Origin of the sequence: Colwellia sp. 6M3 (assembly GCF_014077595.1) — a bacterium.
In the GTDB taxonomy this organism is placed as follows: Bacteria; Pseudomonadota; Gammaproteobacteria; order Enterobacterales; family Alteromonadaceae; genus Cognaticolwellia.
Genome location: NZ_JACGWF010000005.1, coordinates 46841 through 64600, shown reverse-complemented (window position 1 = coordinate 64600; position 17760 = coordinate 46841). Strand labels below are relative to the sequence as shown.

The window sequence follows — 17760 nt, the reverse complement described above, 5'->3', positions numbered from 1 at the left end:
TTGAAATCTCGATTAATCCCAATTTGAGTAATTAAGTGATCTACTTTTTTACTTTAAGCATCAAAAGTGAGCAAATAATTAATCAACTGGTGTAACACTGTATTAAAAACTCAGCTATATCGCAGAATGCATTCAATAAGTGCCCGATGGCTTAGCATCAGTTATTTAAAAGTAAAATAGTCGATTTTTGTGCAGGCAATAAAACTAATCGTTATTGCTTTGCTGAAGTTAAATGAATTAGCTGTGGTAGGTGGTTTTTGCGCTGTATAAAAAATTACCGTCTTTCCAGCCGGAAATACGTGATGATTTTGCGTGATGATTTAATTGTTCAAACCAGTTAATTAAGTTTGGGGGTGGCGCTAAATTTTTAAACTCTCTAGCACTACTCTCAGTTTTAAAAAACTCAATCACTAAGACATAAATTGGCGCTGTTTGTGCCTCAATTGAAAAAGTAGCAGGACTAAAAGTATTAATTCTAGGTAAGTTAAATAAATGTTGTGGCTGATGGCTGTCTAAATCGACACTAACCTGTTGTTCATTTTGAGCCGTGTTGACATGCTGTGGAGTTGGCTCTTGTGAGTATTTTGAGATCGATAATGCACTAGCATTTTGAGCTAGCAAAAATAACATAAAAAATATTGTTATAAAACGCCACATACCGAAAAGTTTAATTGCTGAGAATAACCTAGATATTAGGACATTAATTTATTTTTCAATAGCGCAAGGCAGATAATTAAATAAATATATAGCGACTTTTATACTTCAGATGGAGTCTAAGAATATTTAACTATTTTAAAGTAAACTCAATAGGTTAAAAGGTTGTTGTTAGACCTAACCGTCCCCATATCATTTACGTGGTTATAAACACCGTAAAAGCTTTTCATAAGGAGTAATAATGCAAGATTTAGAGCAACAATTAAATTTTATATTAGAGTTAGACCGTCTTAAAGCTGTGTACCGACAAGTGACAGTGAAATCAGATGACAACAGACGTGAGAATAGTGCTGAGCACAGTTGGCACATAGCCTTGATGGCGCAAACACTAAATGGTTATGCATCAGAGCCGGTAGATGTAGCGCGAGTTACCATTATGCTACTTATTCATGACATCGTTGAAATTGATGCAGGCGACACGTTTGCATTTGCAAAACAATCAGAGCTTGATGCACAGGAAGCAAAAGAGTTAGCCGCTGCAAAACGTATCTTTGGTTTATTGCCTGAGCAACAATATCAAGAAACGTTAAATCTTTGGTTGGAGTTTGAAGAAGCAAAAACCAACGATGCTAAATTTGCTAAAGCAATGGACCGAGTTTTACCTTTATTACAAAATATGAAAAATAATGGGGGTAGCTGGGTGAAACATAATGTGAGTAAATCTGAAGTCATCGCGCGAAATAATTTATTAGATGGTTTAGCACCTAAACTATGGATATATGTTACTGAACAAATAGATTTGGCAGTAGAAAATGGTTGGCTACGCAATGCTTAACGTTTTTCTCAACAAACTTTTTCATCAATAAATTTTTCTAAAATAAACATTTTCTATAATAAATGTAGGGGCTTGCTACTTTTCTTAGTACCAAGCTCCTACATGCTATTTTATTTGTAGCGCCTGCTCAGCGCTAAAACACTTAAGTACCCGTATTTTTAATGCCAATTAAAGACTAATCATCACTTTTGTGGTCATTTCTTTTTGTATAACTGATCAATAAAATATTCGTTTTGTACGGAAAGTCTACGCTTTTAGTGACCTTACCTCTGCTCTTCACGCTGTTTTCAAATCCTTTTAAGCAAGTTAACTAGATCAAACGTGAAAGTAGTAGATTAATAAGTTATATCTATTTTTAGACGTCTATACGTTTAGAGGTTGACATAGCTAGAAATCCAAGTCACATTACACTGAGATAAAAATAGTAAATAAAAAGGCTGTTTATCAGCGTTATTTTATACTGACACTAAGTTGATTCATTACCTGCACACTTTATTGGTTAAAATGAAAAGTAGAGGCTGAATAAGTCAACTTGGTATTAACACAGATATATCGATTTTCCGACATTAGGTTAGTGCTATGCCCATAAAAATCCCCAATGAATTACCTGCTTTAACGATTTTAGACAAAGAAAATATTTTCGTTATGTCTGAACGTCGTGCAGCTGATCAAGAAATTCGTCCTATGGAAGTGGCGATTCTTAACCTAATGCCAAATAAAATTGAAACTGAAGTGCAAATCTTGCGCATGCTGGCGAATACACCACTGCAAATAAATGTCGAGTTCGTTCGAATTCATGCAAACGAATCTAAAAATACGCCACAAGCGCATTTAGATAATTTTTACCGTTTATTCGATGATATTAAACACAAACAATACGATGGTTTACTTATTACAGGTGCGCCGCTAGCGTTATTAGATTATCAACAAGTTACTTTTTGGGATAAAATTTGTGAGGTGTTTGACTGGGCAGAGCAAAATGTTACTTCAACCATGTTTTCTTGTTGGGCCGCCCATGCTGCGCTTTATCATCATTATGGTTTAAAGCGACATTTGCGAAAGCAAAAACTATCTGGCGTATATCGCCACCACTGTTTAAAGCCAGATGAGCAACTAACCCGCGGTTTCGATGAGACATTTAGTGTACCGCACTCACGTTATGGTTTCATTGACAAATCTGATTATCAGTCTCTTGAAGATATTGAAATATTAGCAGAATCTGACGTTGCAGGGGTGTATTTAGCCGCGAGTAAAAATAAGCAGCAAGTCTATTTAACCGGTCACCCAGAATATGATGCAAGTACATTGAGTGAAGAGTATTTTCGAGATATTGCGGCCGGGGGCAAGGTTTCAATACCTGACAATTATTTTACCGATGATGACCCAGAAAAAGAGGCGGCAAACATGTGGCGCAGCCATGGCAGTTTACTGTACACAAACTGGCTAAATTATTACGTTTACCAAATTACGCCGTATCAATTAGATGCGAACCATATTAAAGCCATTCACCCAGGGAAATCTCGTGTCTAAGCAATCAAACTCTCAATCAAAAACCCCAGTAGTGCAATCTGCTTCTTATGGCCTTTTACAAGCTCAGTTAGACCAGCGTATTTTAATTTTAGATGGCGCTATGGGCACCATGATCCAAGCGTATAAGTTTGAAGAGCAAGACTATCGCGGCGAACAGTTTGCCGACTGGCATAGCGATGTTAAAGGTAACAACGACATGTTGGTGCTGACGCAGCCAGACGTTATTAAAGCGATTCACCGTGAATATTTAGTCGCTGGCGCAGATATTCTTGAAACCAATACTTTTAATGCCACCACTATCGCCATGGCAGATTACGACATGGAAGATTACAGTGCCGCTATTAACTTAGCCGCGGCACAAATAGCGCGTGAAGTTGCAGATGAATTTACCGCGAAAAACCCGGGTAAACCACGTTTTGTTGCCGGTGTTTTAGGGCCAACAAACCGCACCTGTTCAATATCTCCTGATGTAAACGATCCTGCGTATCGTAATGTAACTTTTGATCAGTTAAAAGATGCCTATATTGAATCTACTAACGCCTTGCTTGATGGCGGCAGTGACATTATTTTAATTGAAACGATATTCGATACCTTGAATGCTAAAGCGGCTATATTCGCCGTTGAAACGGTTTTTGAAAGCCGTGGTGAACGTTTTCCTGTGATGATTTCCGGCACAATTACCGATGCTTCAGGGCGTACGTTATCAGGCCAAACAACTGAGGCATTTTACAACTCGTTACGCCATGCTAAGCCTATTTCAGTGGGTTTAAACTGTGCGTTAGGCCCAGTTGAATTACGCCAATATGTTGCAGAGTTAAGCCGTATTTCAGACGTAGCTGTATCTGCTCACCCCAATGCTGGTTTACCGAATGCTTTTGGTGGCTATGATTTTAGCGTTGAAGAAATGGACAAGCATATTGAAGAGTGGGGAACATCAGGCTTTTTAAATATTATTGGTGGCTGTTGTGGTACCACGCCAGATCATATTAAAGGTATGGCAGATGCGGTTGCTAATATTGCTCCGCGAGAAATAAAGCCGAAAGAAATTGCTTGTCGCTTATCAGGTCTAGAAGCGCTTACCATCAAAGAAGATAGCTTATTTGTTAACGTAGGTGAGCGTACTAATGTTACAGGTTCAGCTGTTTTTAAACGCCTTATAACCGATGAAAACTACGATCAAGCTATTGCGGTGGCTTTGCAGCAAGTTGAAAACGGTGCGCAAATTATTGATATCAACATGGATGAAGGCATGTTGGACTCGCAAGCGGCAATGGTGCGATTTTTAAACTTAATTGCCGGTGAGCCAGATATTGCTAAGGTGCCAATTATGCTCGATTCTTCTAAATGGGATATTTTAGAAGCGGGCTTAAAATGTATTCAAGGTAAAGGTGTTGTTAACTCTATTAGTTTAAAAGAGGGCGAAGACAACTTTCGCGAACAAGCTGAATTGTTACGTCGCTACGGCGCTGCGGTTATTATTATGGCGTTTGATGAAAAAGGCCAAGCCGACACTCGCGAGCGTAAGTATGAAATTTGTAAGCGCGCCTATCAAATTCTGGTGCATGAAATTGGTTTTCCAGCCGAAGATATAATTTTCGATCCTAATATTTTTGCCGTTGCCACCGGTATTGAAGAACATAACAACTATGCGCGCGATTTCATTGAAGCAGTAGGTGATATTAAGCAAAACTTACCACACGCTATGATTTCTGGTGGTGTGTCTAATGTGTCGTTTTCATTCCGTGGTAATAATCCGGTGCGTGAAGCGATTCATGCGGTGTTTCTCTACCATGCGATCAAAAATGGTATGGATATGGGTATAGTTAACGCAGGTCAGTTAGCTATTTATTCAGACATTCCTGATAACCTGCGTTTAGCGGTTGAAGATGTCATTCAAAACTCAGATGATGGCGCTACTGAGCGACTACTCGATATCGCACAAGAATATCGTGGTCAAGCCGGCAGTCAAAGTAGTAAAGCGGATTTAACATGGCGAGAATTAGAAGTTAATAAGCGCTTAGAATATTCACTGGTTAAAGGTATTAACGAGTTTATTATTGAAGATACTGAAGCCGCTAGATTAGTCGCTAAACGACCTTTAGATGTTATTGAAGGGCCGTTAATGGACGGCATGAATGTTGTTGGTGACTTATTTGGTGCTGGCGAAATGTTTTTACCACAAGTGGTAAAGTCAGCGCGAGTAATGAAGCAAGCAGTAGCGCATTTAAACCCTTTTATCGAAGCGGAAAAAACCGAGATTAAATCTAACGGTAAAATATTATTAGCAACGGTAAAAGGCGATGTGCATGACATTGGGAAAAATATTGTTGGCGTAGTGTTGCAGTGTAATAACTACGAAATTATCGACTTAGGCGTTATGGTGTCATGTGACGATATTTTACGCGTAGCTCGCGAAGAAAAAGTCGATATTATTGGTTTGTCAGGATTAATTACTCCGTCATTAGATGAAATGGTACATGTTGCTAAAGAAATGAAGCGACTAGACTTCAACCTACCATTATTGATTGGCGGCGCGACTACCTCTAAAGCGCATACAGCGGTAAAAATTGAGCCGCAATATCAGCATCCTGTTGTGTATGTTCCTAATGCTTCACGTTCAGTTTCTGTGGTAAGTACGTTACTTTCTGATGAAAATAGAGACGCCTTTGTTGAACGCCAAAATGCTGAATACGTTAAAGTGCGTGAGCGTCATTATAAAAAAGGCCCTCGCTCGAGTTTAATCTCTTTAAAAGACGCGCGTGCTAATGCTGTGCCTATTAGTTTTGATAACTACACACCAAAAGTGCCTAATAAACTAGGCGTAACTGTACTTGATAATATCGACCTAAATATTGTTAGACATTATATCGATTGGACGCCGTTTTTTATGACTTGGCAGTTATCGGGTAAATACCCGTTAATTCTTAAGCATGAAGTGGTAGGCGAAGAAGCCACTAAGTTATTTAATGATGCCAACGCTATGTTGGATGATGTGATCAACAATAAAAAATTAACTGCAAAAGCGGTTTTTGGTTTATTTCCAGCGAATCGTGAGCAAGATGATTTACAGCTTTATACCGATGACTCACGCACCGAACCATTAATGAAATTGCATCAATTACGTCAACAAAGTAAAAAGCCTAGCGGCCAATATAATCGTTGTTTAGCCGATTATGTTGCTGATAAAGCCTCAGGTGTTGACGACTACATTGGCGCTTTCGCGGTTTCTGCAGGTTTTGGTGTTGAAGCGTTAGTAAAAGCTTTCGATGCAGATCACGATGACTACAACAGCATTTTAATTAAAGCGGTTGCAGACAGACTTGCAGAGGCAAGTGCTGAGTATTTACACGAACAAATTCGTAAAGATTATTGGGGCTATGCACCAGAAGAAAATTTAGCAAATGATGACCTAATTCGTGAAAAATACCAAGGTATTAGACCTGCACCGGGCTATCCTGCTTGTCCAGAACACACAGAAAAGGGCTTGTTGTGGGAGTTACTTAAGGTTGATGAAAATATTGGTATGGAATTAACCTCAAGCTTTGCCATGTGGCCGGGCGCTGCGGTAAGTGGCTGGTATTTTGCTCATCCAGAGTCTAAATACTTCGCGGTTGCCAAGTTAGCACAAGACCAAGTAGAAAGTTACGCCGCCCGTAAAGAAATGACCATGCCTCAAGCTGAACGTTGGCTGTCGGCTAATTTAGATTACGAGCCATCGTAAGTCATATTTCATAACGTATGATGTAGATAGTTTGGTGCAATAAAGCTCTGCGATATAAACATAAAAGTGACATAACTTAATCGGTTATGTCACTTTTTTATTATTTAATCAGTTCAATTAATTCATGAATAGTTTTTACCGCAGTAATTTTAGCTCCTAAACCTTCCATTGATTTATGATAATTTCTAAACGGAATAAATATTTCGGTGAAACCATGTTGTGCAGCTTCTTTTACGCGCGGCACACCACTGTCTATCGGGCGCACATCACCATTTAAACTTAACTCACCCATAATGCACGTGGTACGTGGAATAACAAATTCATTCAAGCTACTAAGCAGAGCCGTAACCAGAGCAAGATCGATACAAGTTTCTGACTCGTCTATTTTTAAGCCGCCAATAATGTTGAAAAAAGTATCATGATAAATTTTGGTTTTGGTGTGCTTACGTAAAATACCGGTAAGCATTTTTATGCGATTCATATTCAGGCCAACACAAACACGCTGTGGAAATTCTGCTTCGGTTTCTGTGGTTAAACATTGAATCTCTAGTAATAAGTTTCTGTTCCCTTTGCGGATACAAGTAATAGCTGAGCCTGGAGACTCAGTACTCGAACCGGATAAGAATATTTCACTGGGGTTGTCAACGCTGAGCATACCGCGTTCACACATTTTAAAAATGCCTACGGTGTCAATATCACCAAAACGGTTTTTATTCGCTCTTAAAGTACGTATTTGGCCGTCGTTGGTGTCAATGTGCAATAGTGCATCAACAATGTGTACTAAAGTTTGTGGGCCTGCAATTTCGTTGTTTTTATTGACGTGGGCGATTAAAAACATGGTGACGTTATTTTGTTTACAGTATTGCGTTAACGCCTGTGCTGCACTTTTTACTTGTGAAGGGGAGCCTGGGCTGCCATTGGCATTGTCGGTCACTACAGCTTGAATAGAGTCAATAACCGCAAACTTGATTTTCTTTTGCTCTAGTTCTTCAATAATCGCTTCAACACTGGTTTCAGACAATAAATACAATTCGTCAGGATTATAATCAAGCTTTAAGCGTTGCACCCTGTTTTTAAACTGCGACAAGGACTCTTCCGCGGTACAGTAAAGAGAGGGCATCAATTGTGACATGCGAGCAACTAAATCGGACAGTAGGGTGGTTTTACCTGCGCCCGGGTCGCCTGAAATAATGTTGACTGAGCCAGTGGTAACGCCGCCGCATAATACGCGGTCGAGCTCACCGATACCGGTTAATTGTTTTTCAGCTTCCGTGGTTTCTACGTCGTTTATTTTTTTACTGCCACCACCCGTGCCACCAGCGTAACCGCCAGATGATGTGCGACTTTTAGTAGCACTTTTACTCTGGTTAGGAGATATTTTCATTTCAGCTAGTGTATTCCAAGCACCACAGCGGCACTGGCCTTGCCAACGTGGGTAGTTCATTCCACAATCGGTACAAACGAATTCTATTTTTGCTAACTTTGCCATTTGGCTGCCTATTTCTTAAATTACTTGCTAACTCACTAACATTAGTCAAAATTATGACAATTGAGTTAATAAATCAATAATGCCCTTATTTAGGTCGGTATTATCTTTATTTTTTAACTCTATGATTAATGATTTAAAGGATTTTGTTGTATTTTTTGGTGTTAAACTAATATTTATTGTTTTTCTGTCTCTATAATAATTTAACAGGTATGGTTATTGCTTTAAACTGTTAAAACAGCTAAATATAAACGGGTTACTTTTCAATATTGTGCATAGTGTGTGGTGTTAACTTATAACAAGCCACATATACTAGAACAATGTTTGATAAGTATTTTTCTTTATTGTAAAGATATTGAAGCGTAAATGAATAAAGATTTTTCAAAATTTCAAAATATTATTAATGAATTTAGTGGCCAAGTCTTAAATAGTGACTTTGAAGCTAGGTTTAATGCTGTCACAAAAGATACCCCTAAAACTGAACGTTTTTTATTAAAAATGGAATTAAAGCGCCTAGCTGCTCCATGTAGCCGCTTAATTGATTTAAGAGGATATGTTGATGGCGAATGTAAAACATTTGAGCATGAAGATAGAATTCACTTTTTAGATAACGTCGCCAGTTCGGTTTTTACAGAAGCATTTTCTCGTTACGGCGCGTATACCGTTGGAGTATACGAAGAAGTGATGAATACAGAAAATAACTTTCGAGTTATTTATCAAAAAGAAAAAACCAAAGCACCTAAAAGCCAGTCTGTAGACACCAATAAAATATTTGAAAAATCTCAATTTCCAGCACAGTTTCACCGTTTTGGTGCATACTATGATCGAGCCGAAGAGCGGATGAACTTTGTTATTCCGATCAAGGTTTCTGTTGATAAACAGCGAGTATTTGAATGCTTAACGTCTGATATCAGTGTGCATGGTTGCAAGTTCAAGCTTAACGATTTAACTACTATCGAAGTAGGGCAACAAATAACGCTGCGCTTTACTGGCTTAGAAGAACAGTATCAACTAACCGATGATAGCGACATTATCTACGAAGTTAAAAACTTAACTCTTTTAGATAACATGCAGTTGGTTGGCGCAAAAAGAATCACTAATGACTCGTTAGAGACAGAAAATCTCACGAAATATTTAATTAACTTTATTCGGACGAATAAGCGTCGATACAAAATTAATTTAGATAATACGATTCGCGCCTTACAAACACGAAGTTTTGAACAGTTTGTTTTACCAAAGTCGAATGAACTGCCAATTTTTATAGAAAAAAATACAAATATGCTAACGCCAAAATATGCGTTAACTTGTAATAACAATCAAGATTTGTATCAATATTGGCAAGACGAAAAACGCTACTCAACGCTTTATTGCTTACTTTCTGCTGAACGTATCGTTAGGCTTAAAAAACTAGCTACGACAAAGAAATCGTTATTGGTCTTTAGTTTTATTCACCGCAGCCAAGGTAAATTGTACTTTTATACTGCAGATGAAATCCAGCTAAGTGAAGACCCAGAGTTTATGCAGCAATTTTTAGGTTTTGCCGCTTCTAAAGAGCACTTTTTGGTGACTCAATTAAGTTTATTGGATGTAGAGCCTGAACGAGCAGAATCGCACTTTACTTTGGCTAATAGTATTACTAAGCAAAACGAATATTTAAATGCCCCAGTATCTGAAGATATTAGAGCATTAATAGATAAAACGCCTTATATCGTGGTGTTAAGCGATGTTACGCATGCTGATAGCACGAAGGCTTATCAGTCGCTATCTTATGAAGGAATTAACACTGTAAAATTAAAAAGATTTGGCCATAAACGTTTAAGTAAACCTTTTAGTGTTGATGAAGTTGGTATTAATTATAGAAATAAGCGACAAGAGTTAAGGTTTACCTATAAAACTCCCGCGAATATCACCATAGAAGGTGATGTTTTTCAGGGCGAATCAATCGATTTTTCAACTTCTGGTTTGAAGATTGAATTAGATAAAAGTACTCATTTAATTGTGGGTGATATTGTTTCTTTAGCGCTGCCTAAAATGCAAAAAATAACCTCAACCTTTGATTTGACCAGCTTACCTTATGAAGTTATGCGGGTTAATCGTGCTAAAACCATTGTTAATTTGCGGGTTTTTGTCGAGAAACATCAGCACATTGGGCGAAAATTCTTTAAAGCGTTAATTGATAAGAACCGTGATAAGTTAACTTCAGATGAATATGCTATGGCCAGTCCAGGTTTAGCTAAGGCATTAAGAAATATCTACAGTGCCAGTTCGAATATTCCTGCGCTAGTGTTACAAACAAGTGGTAGTCGATATAAGTCAGACGTTATAGCAAGTGGCGATGCAAGCGGCAAGTTAATGGCTGAAATGGCGCAACTAAGTGACCGAAAGTCTTATTACAACTTATACCCAATACTTGGTCATGCAGACTTTATGTCTAGTGTTACCGCTAAATTTAAGAAGATGCAACACAGCGATACAGCCAGTGTAAAAGTTCTTTATATCGCGATTGACCCGAGTATCGATGCCGTAGAAAAGGCAGTAAAAATAAAGCTTTCTAGCGAGTTAACTACTGAAGCATTAAAGCAGGCATTTATTCATCAAGCATTGAAAAAGGGACAGTTTTTTTGTGTGATGATAAAACTATCACGTGCTGCCGAGCCAGATATGAGCCACCTTCACCCTGAGTTAAGCTACATTAGTGGTTATGCGATTCATCGTGGTAAACAAATAGAGCAAGAAATTTGGAGCGTTACAGGTATTGCGCAGGTTTTTGATATTACCCAAGAAGTGGTGCTTCGTTATCGTTTAATGCGTTAAAAATAAAGTAATGGCATTTAGCATTTGAATAACTTAAATAACTCTGTCAGCTAAAGATAAAGCGCTATAATGTTAATTACATTTAATAAATTATTTTTTAGCTTCATTAGCTTAACCAATAAATAACAATAGCGTAAAGTTAGTGACTTTCGACTGCTACCATGCAATTACGGCTTTACAAGTAAACATAAGTAACTATTTTTCATACAATATATAGTTAAAATTTTAAAGACAACAAGTATAAACTTATCTAGCAATATTCACATATCAAGAAAAAACTCTTATAATGTAACTTCGATTGCATTTAGAGTTTTTTATGTTCAAAGCAGCTTCAAGAGTCTTAGTTATAGCGGTTATGCTTATTGCCTTTATCGGGCAAGCAATCGCTTTTAATAGCGCTATGTCTTGCGAAACATTAGAGAGCTCTTTTTCTAGCAACTTAATTGAGCAAGTAAAGTATAACGAGTCAGTGACCAGTGCTACTGGTAGCTCAGAAGACTGCTGTGGTATTAAATGTTGTGATCTCGATTGTACCTGTGTTGCTAATGCATGCTCGTCATTCATGAATGTTGGTACTGAAGTCGAGGCAATTAAGGCGACTACTTTAAATGAAGTTGCTGGCCTGCAACGATTAGAACAACCCAAAACTTTTTCTACTTTGCTCTATCGCCCTCCTATTTTTATCTCGTAAATACCTAAACCCCAAAAAAACTATATACAACTTATAAATCTTTAAGTTAATTCACATTATTGTGCTGATTAACTACCAAGCAATGCCAGAGGTAAAAATGTTTAAAAAGTCATTAATAACGCCATTAGCAATACTGTTAATACCAGCGTTTACCTACGCCAATGAAAATAACGATGAACATAAAAATGAACACGATGAAAAGCAAGCACATCATGAGCATAAAGAGGAGCAGGTTGAGCGTATTCAAGTTAGCGCTTCTCGTTTAGGTCGCATAGTTACCGAGTCGGCAACACGTACCGAGATTATTAACGGTGAAGAAATACAAGAAAAAGCACTTATGCGCCCAGGTAATATCTCTATGTTAGTGGCTGAAACAGGTGGTGTTAGAGTACAAACTACCTCGCCAGCATTAGGTAGTGCTAATATTAGGCTACAAGGGTTATATGGTCGTTACACGCAACTCTTAAGTGATGGTTTACCTTTATATGGCGGCCAAACCGCTTCAATTGGCTTATTACAAATTCCGCCAACAGACCTTGCAAATGTTGAAATAATTAAAGGCTCTGCTTCTTCACTTTATGGTGGCTCGGCACTTGGAGGGGTAATAAACCTGATCTCCCGAACGCCTTCGAGTGAGTATGAAGGTGAAGTATTGGTGAATGCTACCTCAAAAAACGGTCAAGATATTACCTCGTACTTTGCATCACCTTTGACGAACAACTTAAGCGCATCGGTAACTGCTGGAGTTCATCATCAAGAAGAACAAGATTTAGATGACGATGGCTGGATCGATCTAGCTGGTTATGAAAGGGGGAGTGTTCGCCCTCGGTTTTATTGGCAAGACGACAGCGGGGCAAACTTATACCTTACATTGGGGGCAATGAAAGAGCAGAGAACTGGGGGAACTTTAGGTGACGCTACGGTTAGCGATGGTAATCAGTTCCCGTTAACACAAAATACCTTGAGAACTGATATTGGCTTTATCTATGATCAACCATTAGGTGACGTTTTAAATTTAAATTGGCGTGGCTCAGCAACGAATCAAGATCATGAACATCAATTTGGTGCTGTTCTAGAAGACGATAGCCACGAAAGTTACTTAATAGAAACTAGCTTGTCAGGGTATTCTGATAAAACGGCGTGGCTAGTTGGCTTAGCGCTTCAATCTGAAAAGTTCGCCTCTGACACTTTCCCTGAATTTGATTATTCTTATCAAGCGCCTGGATTATTTTCACAACTTGACTATGAAGCAAGTGATGTTGTTTCAATGTCGCTTAGCGCACGTACTGACTGGCACAGTGAATATGGCACGCAAGTTAGCCCACGTATTTCAGTGTTATATAACCCAGATAACTGGACGTTCAGAGGCGCATATGGACAGGGTTTTTTCGCGCCTAGCCCATTTATTGAAGACCTAGATGAAACGGGTTTATCTCGCCTTGAGCCGCTAGAAAACCTTGAAGAAGAGCGAGCGTCTACCGCTTCGATAGATATTAGCTATGTGTTGAACAACGTAGAAACTAGCTTGACGTTATTTTCTTCAACTATAGATAATGTTACTGAATTAAACGTTATCGGCGCGATTGTTCAATCTTCAGGTAAACAAGTTCGAATCGTCAATGCCATCGGAGAAAGTGAAATAAACGGCGCTGAATTATTACTGCGCTATCGCTGGCGAGATATTAAGTTTACCGGTAGCTATTTATATACTGACGCCACAAAAGAAAGTGCTTCTAGTTCCAATCGCGTACCTTTAGCATTAACGCCTCAGCATTCTGCAGGTCTTGTGGTTATGTGGGAAGAGCACGGTAGCCATTTACTCGGATTCGAAGCTTACTATACTGGTACACAGCACCTTGAGAACAATCCGTATCGAGAGCGAAGCGACTCTTATTGGCATTTAGGTTTGTTAGGCCAAATAACCGTAGGGCAAGTTAGCTTTTTTGTTAATGCTGAAAACTTGTTAAATGTTAGACAAACTAAGCAAGATCCTTTGCTTTTACCTGAGCAAGCACCTAGTGGTAGATGGACAACTGATATTTGGTCAAGAAACGATGGTTTTACCGTTAATGCTGGCTTTCGTTTTCAGTTTGGCGGTTAATTAACACTTGAGTGGCTAACTTTTTAGTTCTTCAGTCATGTAGTTGAGGGATTAAATGACTTAAAGATTATAATTTGTCGGATTAAAGCTTGAAGGAATAAAGTTTGAAGGAATAGTGTTGTGAGATAGTAAAATTTGGAGGCAGTTACAGCAAGTAGCTACCTCCATTTTATTATTTAAGCCAATGCAATAAACAATCTAAGCCAGACTTAGTGATACATGCATCTGCTTGCGCCAGTACTAAAGGTTTGGCATGAAAGGCAACACCTAAATGGGCCGCTGCCATCATAACTAAATCGTTTGCACCATCGCCCATGGCAACGGTTTGGGATGGCGCAATAGCAAAGTCGTTTTTCAGCTGTAGTAAACAATCTGCTTTAGCTTGTGCGTCAATCACTGCACCTAAAACCTTTCCGGTTAGCTTGTTATTCTGTATTTCCAACACGTTAGCAACCGCAGCATCAAGTGATAACATGTTTTTTAAATGGTCTGCAAAATAGGTAAAACCACCTGAAGCAATAGCGACACGCCATTGATGTTTTTTTAAAGCAGTAACTAACGTTTCTAAACCTTCCATTAGCGGAATGTTATGCGCAACTTGCGCCAATATGTCTTCAGATGAATGTTGAAGTTTAGCAACACGTTGATGCAAACTTTGGCTAAAATCTAACTCACCTTGCATAGCGAGTTCAGTAACGGCTGCTACTTCTTCACCAACACCGGCTAATGCTGCTATTTCATCAATACATTCAATTTTTATCGTGGTTGAATCCATATCCATTACCAACAAACCTGGTGTTGCTAGTGTAGGAGCGTTTACTAAAAGTGCTGATTCAATTTTTTCAGTTGTATTGAAGCTAGATAAGCGATTTCGTGCTTGTTTTATATCAATGACCTTGACACTAAATCGATAACTTGTTGCGTTATTTCGTTGATTAACCGCATGCAAACCAACTAAGCTTATTTCACATTCGTTTAGTAAATTGACTAAAGTGGCTATTTTAATATCTGCAAAAACAACCAGTTCGATGGCGTCTGATAAATTAGTATCTGCAGCTGCCTGCGCTGTATCGTTTAAAGCAAAAGTTTGTTGGGCTTTATCAAACTGAATTGCTATTTCGTTGGTGATTGAGTCAGCAGGTAACCATTGTGCTAAATTTAACTGTTGTATATCGTGTAAAGGAATAATTTTATGTTGAATTGTCACGGAAATACCTTATTTGAAAAACACGCTTTTAAACGATTATCCTAGTATAAAATGTTTAAATTTAGTTCTATACTGTATTTATAAAAATGTAGGAAGCAATTCGTTTGATGAAGCAAATAGAACAGCCTTTATACCCTAAATTATCGTCGATTTATAATAAAATATTGCAATTAGCTATAGCGATTTTGTTGATTGTACTTTTGATGGATTTTTGGGTTAGCAGTCGTGACAGTCAACAAATGCACATTCAAGCGCATGCCAATAAAGTGGGTAAGCTTTACTTGGCACAAGCGGCAACAAGTGCAATGCCTTATTTAGCGCAAAACCCTAACAATTTACAACAATATGCCGACTCTTTAGTGCAGCAACCTTTAGTTAAAAGCGTTCATATTTACAGTATTACTGGCCAAGTAATGGCAAATTCAGAACAAGCAGAGTCTATTAATGATTTATTTGGTATTAGCATCAGGCAAATAAATAAAACAGATAATGTATTTCCTTTTGTACAGGAACTTCGCAGTGACAAATTACACGGGTATATAAGGTTATCGCTTCATCGGTCAATGCTGGTTGATGACTTGGCCAATAATAGCCGTTCTCAATTCGATATAATGCGCATATTGATGATAGTGGCGGGTGTTATTGGCTTTCTCTTAACGCGTGGTTTAAATCGTTTTAGCCGACAAGGTTACCGACCGCCAACTAAATAATCCTGCTAATAGCTTAACTCAGCTTAGGTAGAATAGTAGTGATATTTTCTTGCAGTGCATGGGCAAGATCTTCAGTTGATTCATGGCGTATTTTATTAAGTGCTTGAAAAACATTAGTAAGCTGCAACGGTGAATTATCTTCGCCTTGAAAACCATATAATGGCATTGAAGGCGCATCGGTTTCTAATACCAAGCTTGTTATCGGTAAGCGCTTAACTGCTTTAATGGTTTTCTCAGCTCTTGGGTAAGTAATAGTCCCCCCTATGCCTAATTTAAAACCTAGATCTATGTACTGGCATGCTTGCTGATAACTGCCTGAAAATGCGTGGATAATTCCACCTTGAGGTGTTTTTTTCTCTCTCAGTATGCGGGTTATATCTTGATGTGTTCTGCGATGATGAACAATGATAGGTAAGCTGAACGATTTTGCTAAATCAATTTGGTGCTCAAAAACTTGAATTTGTAATGCTAAATTATTTTGTTCTTTATCAATGACACCGTCAATTCCTGCCTCGCCAATAGCCACTATATCTTCGATATTATTTTTCACTAAGTGGGTTAAATCACTCAAACTATGTTCGGTTAAATCATTCAGAAACCATGGGTGAATACCTAAACAAGCATGCAGTGATAATTTTTCGTTACTCTGTGTTTTAGCCAGAGTAAGTACTTTTTGCCAATTTTTAGGACCAATACTGGGTATAACGATATTGTGAATTTGTGCTTGATGACATTGGTTAAGTAAACTGGGTAAGTTGGCATTAAAGTTATCAAAGTCAAGATGACAATGGCTGTCGGTAAAGCTCAAGGTATGTGTCATCTTAACTCCCGTGGTATTTATTAATACCTTGTTTAAACTACTAAAAATCAGGTTGAATTAATTTATTCGCCCGTTGGGTAAGTACATCAATAACCTTGGTTAATTTATAATGTTTAATAAATTCAGTGTTCGGTATTTGCTGATGAACAAGCACATTGGCAAGGTAAACCGCTTGCGCTACGCCGAAAGACTTTTGTAATAGCTTTTCAGGTCGGTGATGTAAAATAATGGCTTCTATTATGTGATAGGAAAAACCCCACATATGTAATAAATAACCACCGACATGACAGTGATCACTCGCAAAAACTTTATTTTCTAAATCGATATTATTGTCACCGTTCACTCGGTGTAAAATGAATAAATCGGTGGATTTTTCATTAATTTCAAATAATACAACTTTACCAATGTCGTGTAATAAGCCCGCAATCATAGTGTCTTGTTTTAATTCTGGCTTGACCATTGAAGCTGCAAGTTTTGCTGTGGCTAAGCAATGCAATTGCTCATCTTGTATTGAAAATCCTTTAATTTTTGGCGCATAAGAGAATAGTTCAGCAGTCATTACAATACAGCATAGAGTGTCAATGCCCATTTTGGTGATGGCATCTGCAATATTCATCATCGGCTTTGAGCCGGTCGCAAAAGTATTATTAGAGAACTGAAGCACTTTGGCTGTTAGTGCAGGGTCTTGTTGTATAATTTGAGCAATTTTTTGTGAGTCTGTATTACTTTCTTTTAAGATAGCATTTAGCTGCATATAAACTTTGGGCGGGCTAGGTAGTGTTTTTATATTAGCAACGGTTTTTACAATAATATCTTGAGTGATGGCTTTATTATTATTCGCCAAATTAGCGATGGTGCTAACAATAGTTTTACATTCTATAGGCTGAGCAAAAGAGTAATGCGCATTATGTTGCGTGTGTTGTTCATTATCGCTAATTAAAATTCGAACAATGGTTGGGAATTTTTTGGCGATCATTTCAAAAATCGTGTTGCCATCATTTTTGTCAACAATGGCAGCACATATTACAACCGTAAACTTGTGCTTTGAAAGAGCTGAAATTGCAGCGTTTAAGCCATTTACATGGGCAAACTTAGCTCGAGACTTAATAAGATCTTGTTTAAGCTCGAGCAGCTGGTTCTCAGTGTTATCAATGAGTAATATTTTCATTTACAGCATATTGTCCCGTAGAG

General features: G+C 38.1%; 12 protein-coding genes. 7 read left to right on the top strand and 5 right to left on the bottom strand.

The features are described from left to right. Nucleotides 1-237: 237 nt before the first annotated feature. On the bottom strand, nt 238-630 hold the full coding sequence (locus H4J50_RS02350) for a hypothetical protein (protein WP_162533788.1): 393 nt from the start codon (nt 628-630) through the stop codon (nt 238-240). 265 nt (nt 631-895) lie between these two features. On the opposite strand from H4J50_RS02350, the gene H4J50_RS02345 reads away from it, so the two are divergent. The 3 genes from H4J50_RS02345 to metH all read left to right on the top strand — a co-directional run bounded on the left by H4J50_RS02345 (nt 896) and on the right by metH (nt 6740). Next, entirely contained in the window at nt 896-1489 is a 594-nt protein-coding gene (locus H4J50_RS02345) for an HD family hydrolase (protein WP_182254204.1), read from the top strand. A gap of 579 nt (nt 1490-2068) precedes the next feature. Further along, nucleotides 2069-3019 carry a homoserine O-succinyltransferase gene (metA, locus tag H4J50_RS02340; protein WP_182254203.1) on the top strand — a complete coding sequence of 317 codons (951 nt, stop codon included), beginning with the start codon at nt 2069-2071 and terminating at the stop codon, nt 3017-3019. Nucleotides 3020-3050: 31 nt separating this feature from the next. Next, nucleotides 3051-6740, top strand: coding sequence for a methionine synthase (gene metH, locus H4J50_RS02335; RefSeq protein WP_310733248.1), 3690 nt, complete (start codon nt 3051-3053; stop codon nt 6738-6740). A 100-nt stretch (nt 6741-6840) separates the two neighbouring features. Here metH and radA read toward each other — a convergent pair whose 3' ends face one another. Further along, on the bottom strand, nt 6841-8229 hold the full coding sequence (radA, locus tag H4J50_RS02330) for a DNA repair protein RadA (protein WP_182254198.1): 1389 nt from the start codon (nt 8227-8229) through the stop codon (nt 6841-6843). 363 nt (nt 8230-8592) lie between these two features. Between radA and H4J50_RS02325 the strand changes: the two genes are divergently transcribed. From H4J50_RS02325 to H4J50_RS02315, 3 genes are all read left to right on the top strand, one after another. After that, the gene (locus H4J50_RS02325; protein ID WP_182254196.1) at nt 8593-11040 is read left to right on the top strand and encodes a PilZ domain-containing protein; all 2448 of its coding nucleotides are present in this window, start codon (nt 8593-8595) and stop codon (nt 11038-11040) included. Nucleotides 11041-11356: 316 nt separating this feature from the next. Next, nucleotides 11357-11731: a hypothetical protein gene (locus H4J50_RS02320; protein WP_182254194.1), complete on the top strand. Its 375-nt coding sequence runs from the start codon at nt 11357-11359 to the stop codon at nt 11729-11731. Between the two features lie 97 nt (nt 11732-11828). After that, a complete protein-coding gene (locus H4J50_RS02315; protein ID WP_182254192.1) occupies nt 11829-13832 on the top strand; it encodes a TonB-dependent siderophore receptor in 2004 nt (667 codons plus the stop codon). Nucleotides 13833-14004: 172 nt separating this feature from the next. Here the strand turns inward: H4J50_RS02315 and serB are convergent, their stop codons facing one another. Beyond that, a complete protein-coding gene (gene serB, locus H4J50_RS19820; protein ID WP_310733246.1) occupies nt 14005-15039 on the bottom strand; it encodes a phosphoserine phosphatase SerB in 1035 nt (344 codons plus the stop codon). 107 nt (nt 15040-15146) lie between these two features. Between serB and H4J50_RS02305 the strand changes: the two genes are divergently transcribed. Beyond that, complete coding sequence (locus tag H4J50_RS02305) at nt 15147-15749, top strand: AhpA/YtjB family protein (protein WP_108456736.1); 603 nt, start codon at nt 15147-15149, stop codon at nt 15747-15749. A gap of 13 nt (nt 15750-15762) precedes the next feature. Here H4J50_RS02305 and H4J50_RS02300 read toward each other — a convergent pair whose 3' ends face one another. Both H4J50_RS02300 and H4J50_RS02295 read right to left on the bottom strand, forming a co-directional pair. Next, the gene (locus tag H4J50_RS02300) at nt 15763-16569 is read right to left on the bottom strand and encodes a TatD family hydrolase (protein WP_259366140.1); all 807 of its coding nucleotides are present in this window, start codon (nt 16567-16569) and stop codon (nt 15763-15765) included. 40 nt (nt 16570-16609) lie between these two features. Beyond that, a complete protein-coding gene (locus H4J50_RS02295) occupies nt 16610-17737 on the bottom strand; it encodes an HDOD domain-containing protein (RefSeq protein WP_182254190.1) in 1128 nt (375 codons plus the stop codon). Nucleotides 17738-17760: the final 23 nt, after the last annotated feature.

Bases quoted from the DNA above. Each gene is read 5' to 3' on its own strand.
- H4J50_RS02350 (WP_162533788.1), bottom strand. From the start codon at position 630: ATGTTATTTTTGCTAGCTCAAAATGCTAGTGCATTATCGATCTCAAAA.
- H4J50_RS02345 (WP_182254204.1), top strand. From the start codon at position 896: ATGCAAGATTTAGAGCAACAATTAAATTTTATATTAGAGTTAGACCGT.
- metA (WP_182254203.1), top strand. From the start codon at position 2,069: ATGCCCATAAAAATCCCCAATGAATTACCTGCTTTAACGATTTTAGAC.
- radA (WP_182254198.1), bottom strand. From the start codon at position 8,229: ATGGCAAAGTTAGCAAAAATAGAATTCGTTTGTACCGATTGTGGAATG.
- H4J50_RS02325 (WP_182254196.1), top strand. From the start codon at position 8,593: ATGAATAAAGATTTTTCAAAATTTCAAAATATTATTAATGAATTTAGT.
- H4J50_RS02320 (WP_182254194.1), top strand. From the start codon at position 11,357: ATGTTCAAAGCAGCTTCAAGAGTCTTAGTTATAGCGGTTATGCTTATT.
- H4J50_RS02315 (WP_182254192.1), top strand. From the start codon at position 11,829: ATGTTTAAAAAGTCATTAATAACGCCATTAGCAATACTGTTAATACCA.
- H4J50_RS02305 (WP_108456736.1), top strand. From the start codon at position 15,147: ATGAAGCAAATAGAACAGCCTTTATACCCTAAATTATCGTCGATTTAT.
- H4J50_RS02300 (WP_259366140.1), bottom strand. From the start codon at position 16,569: ATGACACATACCTTGAGCTTTACCGACAGCCATTGTCATCTTGACTTT.
- H4J50_RS02295 (WP_182254190.1), bottom strand. From the start codon at position 17,737: ATGAAAATATTACTCATTGATAACACTGAGAACCAGCTGCTCGAGCTT.